Genomic DNA, 16,034 nt, shown 5'->3' with positions numbered 1-16,034 from the left:
ATCCACTGGTGCGCGCCGACGGCCGGCCGCGAGAAGCCCTCGGCAAAGGCCCACGCGACGCCCGCGAACGCGGCGACCAGCCCGCCCACCTGCACGCCCGACAACCGCTCCGAGTGCGCGATGAACGGCATGCCGAGCGCGACGACGAATGGCGACAGGTAGATGAACACCACCATGCGCGACGCGCTGGTGAACTGCAGCCCGAGGAAGATGCAGACGAACTCGGCGGCGAACAGTGCGCCGGCAAGCAGTCCGCCGGCCAGCGTGCCGTCGCGCTCGAACAGCCGGATGCCGCGCCAGCGCGACCACAGGAACACCAGCAGCGCGCCGCCCGCCGAGCGCAGCGCCGCCTGCTGCAGCGGCGGCACCTCGGGCAGCGCCGCCTTCGCGGCGACCTGGTTCAGCCCCCACAGGAAGCACAGGCCGATCAGCGAGGTCACGGCCAGCGTATCGAGCGCGCTCTTTCGTTCAGTCATGGGGTCCGGTTCCGGCGGGACGGCGCTGCAGGCCCGCGGCGATCAGCGCACAGGCGACGCCGACGACCAGCCCGCACGCATGCGCAATCGGGGCGACGCCGATGTCCCAGCCGGGCGTGTGCTGCACCGGCCCGAGCCACGGCGACTCGCTGACCACCTTCGCGCACAGGCCCGCGAGGACCGCGCCGCCGATCCACCGGTGATGGCGCGGCACCTGCGGCGCCGTCAGCAGGTGCACCGCGACGATCGCCACCGCCGCATGCAGCACGCCCGACAGCCCGCCGTAGTGGCGCAACTCCGGCTGCAGCAGCAGCGCAAGGTGCGTCAGCGGCCAGGCCGCGAACCACGCCGCGCTCATCGGCCACGGCACGCGCGCCGACAGGCCGAGCGTCGCGACCAGCACCAGCCCGAGCAGGTTGGCACCGAGGTGCAGCAGGCTGAAATGCACGAACAGCGCCGTCCACCAGCGCCACGGCTCGGTGGCCGCGAGCCCGGGCTGCCAGTCGAGCACCGCCTTCGGCACCGCCTGGGCCGCGAGCGTCGCGAGGAAGATCGATGCGGACAGCAGTCCCCAGGCCCGCCCGGGCTGTCGCAATGCGCGGGGACCCTTGGTGATCAAGCGCCGGCCGACGCGGGGAACACCACGGCGCACAGCGCGAGCACCGCATCGCGGTACGCGGCCAGCGGCGCCGGATCGAACTGGGTCGGCTGCTCGTCGAGCCGCGCCCGGTGTTGCGCGCGGCGCAACTCGCGGTAGGCATCGGCCGCCGCGCTGCCGACGCCGGCTGGCAGCAGCCCGCAGACCTCGGCACGCTGCAGCAGTGCGATGTTGCCGACGTTGTCGAGCAGCTCCGGATGCTGCGCGCCATGCGCCAGCACCAGCGTCTGCACCGCGAACTCGGCGTCCATCATGCCGCCTGCACTGTGCTTGACGTCGAACAACGCGCCGCGCACCGGATGGGCGCTGCGCACCTTCTCGCGCATCGCCTGCACCTCGGTGCGCAGCGCGGCGGGGTCGCGCGGCGCGCACAGCACCGCGCGGCGCACCGCCTCGAAGCGCGGCGCCAGTTCCGCATCGCCGGCGCAGAAGCGCGCCCGCGTCACGGCCTGGTGTTCCCAGGTCCACGCGGTGTTGCTGCCGCGCCCACGCTGGTAGTTCTCGAACGAGGCCAGCGAGGTGACGAGCAGGCCCGAGCTGCCGTTCGGCCGCAGCGCGGTGTCGATGTCGAACAGCTCGCCGGCCGCGGTGCGCAGCGTGAGCCAGGTGATCAGCTTGCGCACGAAGGCGGCATAGACCTCGGCGGCGCGGTCGGTGTCCGGCTCGTCGCCGTCGTCGTACAGGAACACCACGTCGAGGTCGCTGCCGTAGCCGAGCTCCTTGCCGCCCAGCTTGCCGTAGGCCACCACCGCGAAGCGCGGCGCCGGCCGATGGCGCAGCTTCAGGTGGCCCCAGGCCCAGTTCAGCGCGCACTGCAGCGTGGCATCGGCCAGCGCCGACAGGTCGTCGGCCACCTGCTCCACCGTGATGTGGCCCTCGACGTCGCGCRCCAGSGTGCGGAACACCTCGGCATGGTGGGCGCGGCGCAGCGTGTCGAGCAGCGACTCTTCATCGGCCTGGCCGGAGCGCTCCCAGGCCTCGTGGCGCGCCTCCAGGTCGGCGATGAATTCGGTGGCGTCGAAGCGGCCGTGCAGCAGGCGCTCGTCGGCCAGCTCGTCGATCACGCCCGGGTGCTGCATCAGGTAGCGCATCGGCCAGCGCGCCAGGCCGAGCAGGCGCAGCAGCCGGTTGTGCACCTCGGGCCGCTCGACCAGCAGCGCGAGGTAGCTCTCGCGGCGCAGCAGCGGCTCGACCCAGTCGACGAAGCGCGCCGCGGCGTCCATCGTGCAGCGCCGGTCGCCGACGGCCTCGACCGTGCGCGTGATCAGCCGCGCCAGCCGCACCTTGCTGTCGTCGCGCAGCGCGCGGATCTTCGGCTGGCCGCACCAGCTGCGCACGCGGCTGGCGATCTCCGGCGGCAGCTTCTCGATGAAGTCCTCACTGTCGACCGGCTGCGGCGGCGGGCCGCAGGTCTTGCAGCTGCCGGCCTTCTTGCCGGGCGGGCAGGCGGCGGGCGCCTGGCCTTCGTGCAGCAGCGCGTCGAATTCGAGCGCGACCATCTCGCGCGCCGCGCCCAGCAGTTCGAGCAGCTCGCACGAGACCTTGCCGCAGTGCAGGCCCATGCTGCGCGCGATCCAGTTCAGGTCCTCGTCGGCGGTCGGCAGCAAATGCGTCTGCTGGTCGTCGAGAAACTGGATGCGGTGCTCGATGCGGCGCAGGAAGGTGTAGGCCTCGGCCAGCCGGTCGGCGCTGGCCGGCTTCATCAAGCCGCCGGCGGTCAGCTTGGCCAGGGCCTTCAGCGTCGAGCGGGTGCGGATCTCGGGGAACTGCCCGCCGCGCACCACCAGCAGCAGCTGCACGATGAACTCGATCTCGCGGATGCCGCCGCGCGACAGCTTCACGTCGTTCGCGCGCTCCGGCCGGCCGGCGGCCCGGCGCTGCGCTTCGTCGCGCACCTTGCGGTGCAGCTGGCGCAGCCCCTCGAACACGCCGTAGTCGAGGTAGCGGCGGTAGACGAAGCTGGTCACGGTGGAGCGCAGCGCGAGCGCGCGGCCGTTGCGCACGCTCTCGCGCGGCGCGACGACGCGGCTCTTCAGCCATGCGAAGCGCTCCCACTCGCGGCCCTGCACCAGGAAGTRCTCCTCCAGCATCGCGAGGCTCACCACCGGCGGGCCGGAGTTGCCGTTCGGGCGCAGCGCGAGGTCGACCCGGAACACGAAGCCGTCGTCGGTGGTGTCGCCGATCAGCGCGTACAGGCTGCGCGCGAGCTGCGAGAAGTATTCGTGCGCGGTGACCTGCTGCGGCCCGGCGGTCTCGCCGTCTTCTTCATAGACGTAGACCAGGTCGATGTCGGACGAGACGTTCAGCTCGCGCGCGCCCAGCTTGCCCATGCCGACGACCCAGAAGTCGATGCGCCGGCCGTCGGCGTTCAGCGGCGCGCCGTAGCGCTGGTCCTGCTCGTGCTGCGCCTGCGCGATCGCGCGGTCGAGCGTGGTCTCGGCCAGCTCGGTCATCGCGCGGGTGATGTCCTCCATCGCCGCGCCCTGCTCGATGTCGAGCACGGCCAGGCGTTCCAGCACCAGGTGGCGGGCGACGCGCAGCGCGCTCGGCAGCGTGCGCTCGGTGGCCAGCAGCGCGTCGATCAGCGCCTCGATCGGCTCGCGGGTCGGCAGGCCGGGCGCCAGCAGCGACAGCTCGGCGCCAAAGCGGCGGCGGATCCGCTGCACGAAGCGGCTGTGCTCGGCGCGTGCCGGGCCGGGCGGCGTGGATGCAGCGGCGGCCGGTGCGCCCAGGGTGGAAGACTCGAGAGCCATGAGACGTTGCTGCCCGTGTCAAGGAAGGCGGTCGGATTCTGCCCYAGCTGCTATTCCTGTGACGGGCGCAGGCCCGGAGTCCGACGTAAGCTCTTGCGCTCTGGCCCTCACGGCGTGAGGAAGGCCACATTCTTCAGGGAAACCCCGATGCTGATCGCCGCACTTCAAACGGTCTCGACGCCGCGCGTCGACGAGAACCTGGACCATGCCCGCCGGCTGATCGCGCAGGCCGCCGCGGCAGGCGCCCGGCTGGTCGGGCTGCCGGAGTACTTCTGCCTGATGGGCCACAGCGACCGCGACAAGCTCGCGCTGGCCGAGGCGCCGGGCGACGGGCCGATCCAGGCGATGCTGTCCGAGGCGGCGCGCAGCCACGGGATCTGGATCATCGGCGGCACGCTGCCCATGCGCATCGGCGCATTCAACGAGTCCGGCACCGGCAGCCCCGACCGCGTGCTCAACGCGAGCTGCGTGTTCGCACCCGACGGCACGCTCGCGGCGCGCTACGACAAGATGCACCTGTTCCGCTACGACAACGGCCGCGAGAACTTCGACGAAGGCCGCGTGCTGCGGGCCGGCAGCGAGCCGGTGACCTTCGACGCCGACGGGCTGCGCGTCGGCCTGAGCATCTGCTACGACCTGCGCTTCCCCGAGCTGTACCGCGCGATGATGTCGCCGCCGTGCGACCTGCTGGCGGTGCCGGCGGCGTTCACGCACACCACCGGGAAGGCGCACTGGGAGCTGCTGCTGCGGGCGCGCGCGGTCGAGAACCAGTGCTACGTGATCGCGCCGGCGCAGGGCGGGCTGCACGAGAACGGCCGCCGCACCTTCGGCCACAGCCTGATCGCCGACCCGTGGGGCGAGGTGCTCGCGATGCGCGAGGAGGGCGAAGGGGTCGTGATGGCGACGCTGGACCCGGCGCGGATCGCGCAGGTGCGGATGCAGCTGCCGGCGCTGACGCACCGCCAGCCGAGGTGGATCGCGGCCTGATCAGTTCAGCTCGTTGCGCCGCGGCAGGTCCGCCCCGCGCCGCGAGCAGGTGATGGCCGCCGCACGCGCTGCGAAGTTCAGCGCATCGGCCAGCTGTGCGCCGTCCAGCGCCGCGATCGCCCGCCCCGACAGCGCGTCGCGCTCGGCCAGCCAGGTCAGCAGCGCCGCCTGGAAGGTGTCGCCGGCACCGACCGTGTCGATCACCGCCACCACCACCGGCTGCGCCTCGGCCTGCGCGCCGGCCGTCCAGCCGATCGCCCCCTTCGCGCCGCGCGTCACCACCACCAGCGTCACGCCGGCCGCAAGCCACTGCCGGGCCAGCACCTCGTGCTCGACGCCCGGGTACAGCAGCGCGAGATCCTCGTCGCTGACCTTCAGCAGGTGCGTGCGCGGCAGCATCCACTGCAGCTGCTCGCGCCAGCGCGCGACCTCGGGCTCGACGTTCAGCCGGATGTTCGGGTCGTAGGAGATCAGGCAGCGCCCGTGCTCGCGCTCGACCAGCGCCCGCAACGTGCCCGCCACCGGCTCGACGACGGTGTTGAACGAGCCGACGTGGATCACCTTCGCATCGCCCGGCACGCGCTGCAGCGCCTCGAGCGGCACCTCGCGGTCGGCCGCGCCGTGGCCGTAGAACGCATACGAGGGCACGCCGGCCGCATCCAGCCCGACCAGGCCGAGCGTGGTCGGCGCACTGCTGACGTGCAGCGCCCGCGTGTCGACGCGCTCCGCCCGCATCGCCGCCACCAGCCGCTCGCCCAGGAAGCCGCTCGACACGCCGCCGAAGAATGCGACCGGCTGATCGAGCCGCGCCAGCCCGACCGCGACGTTGAACGGCGAACCGCCGATGCGCGCATCCATGCGGACACCCGTCGGTGTCGAACCGGTCGAGAACACATCCATCAAGGCTTCGCCACACACCACGAACATCGGACTCTCCAGAAAAGGGCGCGCAAAAGGGCGCGCCAGCTTGCCCCCGGCGGGTCGCGGAGGCTACAGGGTTTTCCATTAATCAATCAACTTGATTTATTAAACGCCGTTGCCCATACTTTGCTGCGCGCTGCCGATACGCGCTTTCGCATCCAGACCCCACAACACCCGGAGACAAGACATGCGCCTGAAGACCCTGCCGATCCTGTCGTCGATCGCCGCCGCTGCCCTGTTCGCAGCCGGCGCCGCGTCGGTCCACGCTGCCGAMCAGCCGATCATCGGCCTGATCACGAAGACCGAGACCAATCCGTTCTTCGTGAAGATGAAGGAAGGCGCCAACGAGGCCGCGAAGGCCAAGGGCGCAAAGCTGCTGAGCGGCGCCGGCAAGGCCGATGGCGACAACGCCGGCCAGGTGACCGCGATGGAGAACATGATCGCCGCCGGCGCCAAGACCATCCTGATCACGCCGAGCGACTCGAAGGCGATCGTGCCGGCCATCAAGAAGGCGCGCGACAAGGGCGTGCTGGTGATCGCGCTCGACAGCCCGACCGACCCGACCGAGGGCACCGACGCGCTGTTCGCGACCGACAACTACCAGGCCGGCGTGCTGATCGGCCAGTACGCGAAGGTCGCGACGGCAGGCAAGCCGGTGAAGATCGTCACGCTCGACCTGTTCCCCGGCCACCCGGTCGGCGCGCAGCGCCACAACGGCTTCCTGAAGGGCTTCGGCCTGGCCGCCCCCGATGCGAAGAGCAACGAGCTGGGCAAGGCCGCCGAGGTGGTCTGCATGGCCGACAGCTACGGCGACCAGGCCAAGGCGCAGACCGCGATGGAGAACTGCCTGCAGAAGAGCCCCGAGGTGACCCTCGTCTACACGATCAACGAGCCGGCGGCCGCCGGTGCGTACAAGGCGCTGAAGTCGGCCGGCAAGGAGAAGGGCGTCACGATCGTCTCGGTCGACGGCGGCTGCCAGGGCATCAAGGACGTCGGCGCCGGCATCATCGCAGCGACTTCGCAGCAGTACCCGCTGAAGATGGCGGCGATGGGCGTCGAGGCCGGCATCGAGTACGCGAAGACCGGCAAGAAGCCGAGCGGCTACACCGACACCGGCGTCACGCTGATCGCCGCGAAGCCGGTGGCGGGGGTCGACAGCAAGGACGTGAAGACCGGCACGGACCTGTGCTGGGGCAAGAAGTGATGAAGGGGCGGCTGCCCCCGCTCGCGACGCTCGGCCCCTTCATCGCGCTGCTGCTCGCCTGCGGTTTCTTCGCGACGCAGAACGAACGCTTCCTGACCGGCGGCAACCTGTCGCTGGTGCTGCAGCAGGTGATGGTGGTCGGCGTCATCGCGATCGGCCAGACGCTGATCATCCTGACCGCCGGCATCGACCTGTCCTGCGGCATGGTGATGGCGCTGGGCGGCATCGTGATGACGAAGTTCGCGACCGAGCTCGGGCTGCCGCCGCTCCTCGCCGTGCTGTGCGGCATCGGCGTGACGACGCTGTTCGGGCTGGTCAACGGGCTGCTCGTCACGCGCATCAAGCTGCCGCCGTTCATCGTCACGCTGGGCACGCTGAACATCGCGTTCGCGATCACGCAGCTGTATTCGAACTCGCAGACGGTGACCGACGTGCCCGAGGCGATGACGATGCTGGGCAACACCTTCGCACTCGGCGGCACCACCAACGTCGCCTACGGCGTGGTGCTGATGCTCGCGCTGTACGGGCTGGCCTGGTTCGCGCTGCGCGAGACGGCCTCGGGCCGCCACGTCTACGCGGTGGGCAACAGCCCTGAGGCGACCCGGCTGACCGGCATCCCGACGCAGCGCGTGCTGCTCGGGGTCTACGTGCTGGCCGGCGTGTTCTACGGCATCGCGTCGCTGCTGTCGGTGGCGCGCACCGGCGTCGGCGACCCGAACGCCGGGCAGACCGAGAACCTGGACGCGATCACCGCGGTGGTGCTCGGCGGCACCAGCCTGTTCGGCGGGCGCGGCGTGATCCTCGGCTCGCTGGTCGGGGCGCTGATCGTCGGCGTGTTCCGCAACGGGCTGACGCTGATGGGCGTGTCGTCGATCTACCAGGTGCTGGTGACCGGCGTGCTGGTGATCCTGGCCGTGGCCACCGACCAACTTTCTCGCAAGGGAGCGCGCTGATGGCTGCCGATACCGCAACGGGCGCTCGAGCCCCTCTCGTGATGGAGGCCCGCGGCCTCGTGAAGCGCTACGGCCAGGTCGTCGCGCTCGACGGTGCCGATTTCGAGCTGCGCGCCGGCGAGATCCTCGCGGTGATCGGCGACAACGGCGCCGGCAAGTCCTCGCTGATCAAGGCCTTGTCGGGCGCGACCATTCCCGACGAGGGCGAGATCAAGCTCGACGGCAAGATCATCCACTTCAAGAGCCCGATCGACGCGCGCCGCGCCGGCATCGAGACGGTCTACCAGGATCTCGCGGTGGCGCCGGCGATGAGCATCGCCGAGAACCTGTTCCTCGGCCGCGAGCTGCGCCGCCCCGGCTTCCTGGGCAGCGTGCTGCGCATGCTCGACAAGAAGAAGATGCTCGAGGAGAGCATCACGCGGATGAACGAGCTGAAGGTGGGCATCCGCTCGATGACGCAGGCGGTGGAAACCCTCTCGGGCGGGCAGCGCCAGTGCGTCGCGGTGGGCCGCGCGGCGGCGTTCGCGCAGCACGTGGTCATCATGGACGAACCCACCGCGGCGCTCGGCGTCAAGGAGGGCAACATGGTGCTCGAGCTGATCCGCCGCGTGCGCGACAAGGGGCTGCCGGTGATCCTGATCAGCCACAACATGCCGCACGTGTTCGAGATCGCCGACCGCATCCACATCGCGCGGCTCGGCAAGCGCGCGGCGGTGGTCAACCCGAAGAAGATCAGCATGAGCGACACGGTGGCGGTGATGACCGGCGCGAAGCGGGTCGACGAGCTGCCGGCCGACTGCCTGGCCTGAATTCCGGTACCGGAACCCCATGCTGAAGAACATCGACCCCGTGCTGACGCCGGCCTTGCTGAAGCTGCTGTGCGAGATGGGCCACGGCGACGAGGTGGTGCTGGCCGACGCCAATTTCACCGCCGAATCGCTGGCCGGCCGCCAGCCGGTGTTGCGGCTGCCGGGCATCGGCATGGCACGGGCCTGCGCGGCCGTGCTGTCGGTGTTCCCGCTCGACGACGCGGTGCCGCGGCCGGTGGCCTTCATGCAGGTGAGCGGCACGGCCGAGGGCTACCGCTCGGCGCTGCAGCGCGAGATCCTCGACCCGCTGGGCGCGCAGTGCGAGGCCATCGAGCGCTTCGCGTTCTACGAGCGCGTGCGCGGCGCGTACGCGATCGTGCAGACTGGCGAGATGCAACCATTCGCCAACATCCTCTTCAAGAAGGGCGTCATCGCCGACGCCCTTCGGCCCTGATCGAATGACCGAGCTTCAGGCGAGCAGCCGGCTGCGCCCGCGCGGCTCCAACCACGTGGGCATGCGCCAGTTCAACGAGCGCGTGGTGCTGCAGGCGATCCGGCTGCACGGCGCGCTGCCGAAGGCCGAGATCGCGCGCCTCACGCACCTGACGCCGCAGACGGTGCAGTTGATCATCGGCCGGCTCGAGGGCGACGGGCTGGTCGTCAAGCAGGCGCCGGTGCGCGGCAAGGTCGGCCAGCCGTCGGTGCCGATGGCGCTGAACCCGGACGGCGCGTTCTCGATCGGCATCAAGATCGGCCGGCGCGGCATGGACATGCTGCTGGTCGACTTCACCGGGCAGGTGCGCGAGCGGCTGGTGCGGGCCTATGCCTTCCCGGATCCGCGCAGCCTGTTCAACGAGATCGCCGACGGCCTCGCCGAGCTGCGCGGGCGGCTCGGCCCCGAGCGCGCGCGCGTGCTGCACGGCGTGGGCGTCGCGGCGCCGCTGTCGCTGGGCGGCTGGGAATCGCTGCTCGGCGTGTCGGCCGAGGCGGCGCAGGCCTGGGCGCTGATCGACATCCGCGCCCGCGTGGCCGCGCTGACCGAGTTGCCGGTGGTGTTCGTGAAGGACACCGCGGCCGCCTGCGTGGCCGAGCTGGTGGCGGGCCGCGGGCGCAGCATGCGCAGCTACCTCTACGTCTTCATCGACACCTTCATCGGCGGCGGGCTGGTGCTGGACAGCCACCTGCGCGGCGGCGTCAGCGGCAACGCCGGCGCGGTGGGCTCGCTGGCGCTGGGCGCGAGCGACGGCCACGGCTTGCCGCGGCAGTTGCTGAGCGTGGCTTCGCTGTTCGACCTGGAGGCGCGCTGGCGCGAGGCCGGGCTGGCCGAACAGGCCTGGCTGGACGAGCGCGCGCTGACGGCGCCGTGGCTGCCGATCACCGAGGCCTGGCTGCGCGAGGCCTGCCCCGGCATCGCGCTGGCCGTGCACACGGCCGCCTGCCTGCTCGACCTGGAGGGCGTGATCATCGACGGCTCGTTCGGCCGCGGGCTGCTCGCCGCGCTGCTGCGCGAGCTGACGGTGGCGCTGGACGGCTACAGCTGGGAAGGCGTCGCGCGGCCAGAGGTGCTGCCCGGCACGATCGGCTCGGATGCACGGGCGATGGGGGGAGCGCTGTTGCCGCTCTATGCGAACTTCGCGCCGGACCGGGATCTGTTCCTGAAGCTGGAACCTTGACGGGTTTCAGCGGGAACCGAACATCATCTGCCGCGCGAGCGCCGACTTGAGCGGCTTCAACGCCTGCAGCGCCACCATCCCCAGCCCGCGCGCCGCCCCCGCCCCCGGCAGCTTCCACGTGAAGCTGCGCGCCAGGAAATCAGTCGCGGCGATCATCGCCCAGCGGTCCGGCCCGCGCTGCCACTCCAGGCGCCGCAACACCTGCGCCACGTCCGCGTTGCGCGACAAGGCCTGCACCAGCTCGAACGCATCGCGCAGGCCGAGGTTCAGCCCCTGCCCCGCCACCGGGTGCAGCGTCTGCGCCGCGTTGCCGATGCGCACCGTGCGCCCGTCGGTCAGCGTGCGCTCGGCGCTCAGCCCGAGCGCGAAGCGCTTCAGCGGCGACACCGCGGTGATCGCACCGACCTCGGCATCGAACATCGTGTTCAGCACCGCCAGCCGCTGCGCGTCGCTCAACGGCTCGACCGGGTCGTCATTGCTCGCCACGCACCACACCAGCGAGGCCTGCCCGTTCTTCAGCGGCAGCAGCGCCGCCGGCCCGTGGCGCGTGAAGCGCTCGTACGCGACACCCGGCCGGGCATTCGCGAGCGTCACGGTGCCGACCCAGGCCGTCTGGTGGTAGTCGTGGTGCAGCGGCTCGCGCACGCCGCCCAGCCGCTCGCGCGGCAGCTGGCTGAAGACGCCGCCCTCGGCCACCACCGCGATGTCGAAGCGCTCGGCGATGCCGGCATCGACCTCGACCCCACCCGTCTCCTCACCATTCCCCACCGGCTTCAGTCCCTGCACCGGCTGGCCGAAGCGGCTGAGCAGGCGCCGCGGCTCGCGCTCGCAGGCCGCGAGCCACGCCCGCTGCAGCGGCGCGACGATGCCGCCATAGCTCAGCACCGCGCCGAGCATCGGCACCGCCTCCTCGAGCGCGCTGATGCGCACCGCCGGCTCGCCGACCCACGCGGCCAGCGCCGCGCCGAGCGACGGCGGCTGCTGCGAGACATGCACCTCGGTGATCGGCTGCGCCGCATCGGCCTGCCAGGCCTCCAGCCGCTGCAGCAGTTGCACGCTGCCGAGCGACAGCGCGAGCGTGCGCGGGTCGCCGGACACATCCTTGTCGAGCGGCCGGGCATCGAACACACTGACCTGCGCCTGCGGYAGCGACCGGGCGGCCAGCAGCGCGAGCGCCAGGCCCACCGGCCCGGCGCCKACCACGGCGAGGGTCAGCGGCTTCTCGGATGACGCAGTGGCAGGGCGGGAAGCGGTCATCGGGCACCTCGTGAGCGGTGGTGTGGCGGAAACGCGGCATTGTCGCGCCGCCGCAGGAGGCCGTCGCGCACGGCCGCATCGTGACATTTCGCACCGATTCGCCACCGATGACCGGCCCGCCGCCGTCCTACCCCCGACTCAGGGCATGGCTGCTTTGGATGCGCGGAGGTACGGTGCCGGTTGCCCCCCTAATTTGCAGCCCCCCAGATGCCCGCCTTCGCAGTACTCGCGCGCCTTTTCCTGCTCCCCGCCATCGCCGCCGCAGGGGCGGTTCTCGGCGCGTGCAGCCCGCAGGCCGGCGCCTCCACCGAACAAGCCGCTTTCCGGATCAACGGCGAGCCGGTCAGCGAGCACCAGCTCGAGCTCGTGCTGCCGCGCGCCGCGATCGGCGAAAGCAACGCGCAGACCCAGGCCGCGGGCCGCCAGGCGGTGGCCGACCTGGTGCAGGAATCGCTCGCCGCGCAGGCCGCACGCAAGGCCGGGCTCGACCGCGACCCGCGCACCGTGCAGATGATCGAGGCCGCGCAGCGCGAGGTGCTGGCCCGCGCGTACGAAGAGCGCCTGGCCGGCACGGCCGTCGAACCCTCCAGCGACGAGATCGACCAGTTCTACGAAACACACCCCGCCTGGTTCGCGCAGCGCCGGCTGATGTGGCTGCAGGAAGCGGTGCTGCCGCTGCCGGCCGCGCGCCTCGATGCGCTGAAGGCCCGGCTGCAGGCCGCGGCCACGCCCGACAAGACCATGGAGGCACTGCGCGTCGAAGGCGTGCCGCTGAACGCGCGCCAGTTCGCGCTGCAGCCCGAGGAGACGCCGCAGGCGCTGCTCGACGCCCTGGCGCCGCTGCGCGTCGGCCAGACGCTGGTGCTGCCGCAAGACGGCGGCGTGCGCGTGCTGACGGTGCTGCAGACGCAGCCGGCGACGATCTCGCGCTCGGCGGCCGTCAAGCAGATCGCGGCGCTGATCCGCACCGAACGGCGCCGCAAGGCGGTCGAGCGCGGGCTCGCCGCACTGCAGCAGCAGGCCCGGGTCGAGTACATCGGCCGCTCGATGCAGTGGAGCGCCGCGGCGTCCGCGCCGATCCAGCGCTAGCCGATCCCGCTGGATGGCCGCGTCACGCGCGGTTCACCAAAAAGGGGGGAGACAAAGGGCCGATGCCGCGGCGTATTATTCGCCGCACTCCGATCCCGGAGCCGGTCGTTTTCCAGGAGCTTCGCGCCATGGGCCTGATGGATTTCATCAAGAAACAGTTCATCGACATCCTCGAGTGGACCGAGTCCGGCGACGGCGTGCTGGCCTGGCGCTACCCGATGGCCGACAACGAGATCCAGTACGGCGGCTCGCTGACCGTGCGCGAATCGCAGATGGCGGTGTTCGTCAACGAGGGCAAGGTGGCCGACGTGTTCGGCCCCGGCACCTACAAGCTGACGACGCAGACGCTGCCGGTGCTCACCTACCTGAAGAACTGGGACAAGCTGTTCCAGAGCCCGTTCAAGAGCGACGTCTACTTCTTCAGCACCCGCCAGCAGATCGACCAGCGCTGGGGCACGACCCAGCCGGTGACGATCCGCGACAAGGACTTCGGCGCGGTGCGCCTGCGCGGCTTCGGCAACTACAGCTACCGCATCGCCGACCCGAAGCTGTTCCACACCGAGGTCTCGGGCACGCGCGCCAGCTACACCACCGCCGAACTCGACGGCCAGCTGCGCGCGCTGATGCTGCAGCACATCTCCGACGCGGTCGCGTCCAGCGGCATCGCCTTCCTCGACCTCGCAGCCAACCAGGTCGAGTTCGCGAAGGCGCTGCAGGAAGCGACGCAGCCGTCGTTCAACAAGCTCGGCCTGCTGCTCGAGAGCGTCACGCTGCAGAACATCTCGCTGCCCGAGGAGCTGCAGAAGATCCTCGACCAGAAGATCGGCATGGGCATGGTCGGCAACGACATGGGCAAGTTCATGCAGTACCAGACGGCGCAGGCGCTGCCGAAGTTCGCCGAGGGCGGCGGTGGCGGTGGCGGCATCGCCGGCGATGCGATGGGCCTGGGCGCCGGTGTCGCGCTCGGCCAGGTGCTGGCGCAACAGCTGAGCCATGGGCTGCAGCAGCCGGCGGCAGCGCCGGTCGCGGGAGCCGCCGCGGCAGCGATCCGCCCCGACGAGGTGATGGCCACGCTCGAGAAGCTGGGCGACCTGAAGGCCAAGGGCATCCTGACGCAGGACGAGTTCGACGCCAAGAAGGCCGAATTGCTGAAGAAGCTGGTCTAGAACCCAGTTCTTGGCAACCGAACCCAGCCCTCAGCGCGCCTACCGCGCGCCCTGCCCCAACTGCGGCGCCGAGGTCGAGTTCCGCTCGGCCGCGTCGGCGTTCGCGGTCTGCAGCTTCTGTCGCAGCACCATCGTGCGCGACGGCGACGCGCTGCGCAGGATCGGCCAGAGCGCCGAGCTGTTCGACGACCATTCGCCGCTGCAGCTCGGTGCGAGCGGGCGCGTGCAGGGTGCCGCCTTCACGCTGGTGGGCCGGCTGCAGTACCGCTACGCCGAGGGCACGTGGAACGAATGGCATGCGCTGTTCGACAACGGGCGCAGCGGCTGGCTGTCGGAGGACAACGGCCGCTACGTGCTCGCGTTCGACCAGCCGCTGCAGGCCGCGGTGCCCGAGGCGGCCAGCCTGCGGCCGGGCCAGCAGCAGATCGTCAACGGCCAGCCGTGGTCGGTCGCGTCGGTCTCGGCCGCGAAGCTGATCGCGGCGCAGGGCGAGCTGCCGGTCAAGCCGAACACGGAGCGCGGCTTCGTCGTCAGCGACCTGCGCAGCACGCGCGACGAGGTCGGCACGCTCGACTACAGCGATCCGGCCGCGCCGAAGTGGTCGGTCGGCCGCGCGGTCGCGATCAGCGAGCTCGCGATGACGGGCCTCGCCGAGCAGGCGCAGAAGACGCTGAAGGCGCGCAGCATCGAATGCCCGAACTGCGGCACCTCGCTGGAGGTGAAGCTCGCGACGACGCAATCGATCGTCTGCCACCAGTGCCATTCGGTGGTCGACGTGTCGCAGGGCGTCGGCGGCGACCTCGCGCACTACGTGCAGGACAACGGCAGCGAGCCGCAGATCCCGCTCGGCAGCGTCGGCACGCTGGCGCTCGGCGRCAAGGCGCCGCTGCCGTGGCAGGTGGTCGGCTATGTCGAGCGCTGCGAGCTGCCCGACGGCGCCGACGACGAGCAGACCTTCTGGCGCGAGTACCTGCTGTACCACCGCACCGAGGGCTTCGCGTTCATCGTCGATGCGGAGGACGGCTGGAGCTGGACGGCGCCGATCACCGGCGTGCCGCAGCTGCGCGGTGACGCGGCGGTGTACCAGGGCGCGACCTACCGCAAGCTCTACACCTACACCGGGCAGGTCACCTACGTGCTCGGCGAGTTCTACTGGCAGCTCACGCGCGCGCAGCGCACACTCAACACCGACTACCAGTCCGGCAGCAAGCGGCTGAACCGCGAGCAGACGGGCGACGAGATCGTCTGGTCGGCCGGCGACGCGATGAGCGCCGACGACGTGATGAAGGCCTTCCGGCTGGACAGCGGCCGGCGCGCGGCGCTGCAGCGGGATGCACTGCCCACGTCAGGCTCGGGCGGGCTGCTGGCCAAGATCTTCGTTGCGATGTTCGTGATCGCGGTGCTGCTGATGCTGTTCCGCTGCAGCAGCAGCAGCTCGGCCGATTGCAGCGGCCTGCGCAGCACCTACGGCGAGAATTCGCAGGAGTACGTCAATTGCCTGAACAGCAACCGCAGCGGCGGCAGCGGTTTTCGCACCGGCGGCGGCTCGTTCGGCGGCTTCTCGAGCGGCGGCGGCCACAAGTGAAGACAACCCCACACAGGAGGCTCTCATGATGGGAATCGAATGGATGAAGCCCGGCATCTTCGTCGGCTCCATCCTGTTTGCACTGATCGGCGTGCTGGTCTTCTGGATCAGCTTCATCATCGTCGACAAGATCACGCCCTATGACCTGTGGGCCGAGATCGTCGAGAAGAAGAACGTGGCGCTCGCGATCGTCGTCGGCTCGATGTGCATCGCGATCGGGATGATCGTCTCCGCGGCGATCCACGGCTGACGAACTGACAACCCCTCGTCCGATGAGTACATCGTCCGATCCCCCAGGGGGATCCGGGCCGGCTTGGGACGGCCCGGCGCTCGGCCCGGCGCATCCAACGGGCGCCGCAACAGGCATCCGCCCGGCCGAGGTGGCGCTGCTCGCGTCCGTCTTCGTCGTCGCCGCCTGCGGGCTCGTCTACGAGCTCGCGGCCGGCACGCTGGCGAGCTACCTGCTGGGCGATTCGATCCTGCAGTTCTCGACCATCATCTGC

The 16,034-nt window shown here is 70.8% G+C and carries 15 protein-coding genes and 1 pseudogene; 11 read left to right on the top strand and 5 right to left on the bottom strand.

Translation table 11 applies throughout. The features are described 5' to 3' along the window. The 3 genes from AC1D12_RS08035 to glnE all read right to left on the bottom strand — a co-directional run. A partial coding sequence (locus AC1D12_RS08035) for a DMT family transporter (protein WP_477839827.1) occupies positions 1–476 on the bottom strand: 476 nt, incomplete at its 3' end. Next, positions 469–1,095 carry a rhombosortase gene (rrtA, locus tag AC1D12_RS08030; RefSeq protein WP_477839824.1) on the bottom strand — a complete coding sequence of 209 codons (627 nt, stop codon included), beginning with the start codon at positions 1,093–1,095 and terminating at the stop codon, positions 469–471. The genes rrtA and AC1D12_RS08035, both read right to left, overlap by 8 nt. Continuing rightward, entirely contained in the window at positions 1,092–3,887 is a 2,796-nt protein-coding gene (gene glnE / locus AC1D12_RS08025; RefSeq protein WP_477839822.1) for a bifunctional [glutamate--ammonia ligase]-adenylyl-L-tyrosine phosphorylase/[glutamate--ammonia-ligase] adenylyltransferase, read from the bottom strand. The genes rrtA and glnE overlap by 4 nt, the downstream gene beginning before the upstream one ends. Positions 3,888–4,034: 147 nt before the next feature. Here glnE and AC1D12_RS08020 point away from each other — a divergent pair, with 147 nt between their 5' ends. Continuing rightward, positions 4,035–4,874: a carbon-nitrogen hydrolase family protein gene (locus AC1D12_RS08020; RefSeq protein ID WP_477839820.1), complete on the top strand. Its 840-nt coding sequence runs from the start codon at positions 4,035–4,037 to the stop codon at positions 4,872–4,874. Here the strand turns inward: AC1D12_RS08020 and AC1D12_RS08015 are convergent, their stop codons facing one another. Next, the gene (locus AC1D12_RS08015) at positions 4,875–5,801 is read right to left on the bottom strand and encodes a carbohydrate kinase family protein (protein ID WP_477827854.1); all 927 of its coding nucleotides are present in this window, start codon (positions 5,799–5,801) and stop codon (positions 4,875–4,877) included. 181 nt (positions 5,802–5,982) lie between these two features. Between AC1D12_RS08015 and AC1D12_RS08010 the strand changes: the two genes are divergently transcribed. Genes AC1D12_RS08010 through AC1D12_RS07990 form a run of 5 tightly spaced genes read left to right on the top strand, consistent with a single transcriptional unit; the run spans position 5,983 to position 10,434 of the window. Continuing rightward, positions 5,983–6,999 (top strand): sugar ABC transporter substrate-binding protein, encoded by a 1,017-nt coding sequence (locus AC1D12_RS08010; RefSeq protein WP_477839818.1) that lies wholly within the window; start codon positions 5,983–5,985, stop codon positions 6,997–6,999. Further along, positions 6,999–7,952, top strand: coding sequence for an ABC transporter permease (locus AC1D12_RS08005; RefSeq protein WP_465111577.1), 954 nt, complete (start codon positions 6,999–7,001; stop codon positions 7,950–7,952). Before AC1D12_RS08010 ends, AC1D12_RS08005 begins: the two co-directional genes overlap by 1 nt. Further along, positions 7,952–8,761 carry an ATP-binding cassette domain-containing protein gene (locus AC1D12_RS08000; protein ID WP_477824764.1) on the top strand — a complete coding sequence of 270 codons (810 nt, stop codon included), beginning with the start codon at positions 7,952–7,954 and terminating at the stop codon, positions 8,759–8,761. The genes AC1D12_RS08005 and AC1D12_RS08000 overlap by 1 nt, the downstream gene beginning before the upstream one ends. A 19-nt stretch (positions 8,762–8,780) precedes the next feature. Beyond that, entirely contained in the window at positions 8,781–9,215 is a 435-nt protein-coding gene (locus tag AC1D12_RS07995) for an RbsD/FucU family protein (protein WP_047501804.1), read from the top strand. A 4-nt stretch (positions 9,216–9,219) separates the two neighbouring features. After that, complete coding sequence (locus tag AC1D12_RS07990; RefSeq protein ID WP_477824763.1) at positions 9,220–10,434, top strand: ROK family transcriptional regulator; 1,215 nt, start codon at positions 9,220–9,222, stop codon at positions 10,432–10,434. 6 nt (positions 10,435–10,440) lie between these two features. Here AC1D12_RS07990 and AC1D12_RS07985 read toward each other — a convergent pair whose 3' ends face one another. Continuing rightward, positions 10,441–11,691, bottom strand: coding sequence for an FAD-dependent monooxygenase (locus AC1D12_RS07985; protein WP_477824762.1), 1,251 nt, complete (start codon positions 11,689–11,691; stop codon positions 10,441–10,443). Positions 11,692–11,898: 207 nt separating this feature from the next. Between AC1D12_RS07985 and AC1D12_RS07980 the strand changes: the two genes are divergently transcribed. The 5 genes and pseudogenes from AC1D12_RS07980 to AC1D12_RS07960 all read left to right on the top strand — a co-directional run. Then, complete coding sequence (locus AC1D12_RS07980) at positions 11,899–12,780, top strand: EpsD family peptidyl-prolyl cis-trans isomerase (RefSeq protein WP_477824761.1); 882 nt, start codon at positions 11,899–11,901, stop codon at positions 12,778–12,780. 128 nt (positions 12,781–12,908) lie between these two features. Continuing rightward, positions 12,909–13,946, top strand: coding sequence for an SPFH domain-containing protein (locus AC1D12_RS07975; RefSeq protein WP_477824760.1), 1,038 nt, complete (start codon positions 12,909–12,911; stop codon positions 13,944–13,946). 10 nt (positions 13,947–13,956) lie between these two features. Further along, on the top strand, positions 13,957–15,531 hold the full coding sequence (locus AC1D12_RS07970) for a DUF4178 domain-containing protein (protein WP_477839816.1): 1,575 nt from the start codon (positions 13,957–13,959) through the stop codon (positions 15,529–15,531). A 28-nt stretch (positions 15,532–15,559) separates the two neighbouring features. Then, the gene (locus tag AC1D12_RS07965) at positions 15,560–15,781 is read left to right on the top strand and encodes a DUF350 domain-containing protein (RefSeq protein ID WP_047593230.1); all 222 of its coding nucleotides are present in this window, start codon (positions 15,560–15,562) and stop codon (positions 15,779–15,781) included. 22 nt (positions 15,782–15,803) lie between these two features. Further along, positions 15,804–16,034, top strand: a pseudogene (locus AC1D12_RS07960) (hypothetical protein); the annotation flags it as partial.

The sequence above is a fragment of the Rhizobacter sp. P1_G5 genome (assembly GCF_056405435.1).
This window is presented reverse-complemented; position numbering and strand designations above follow the sequence as displayed.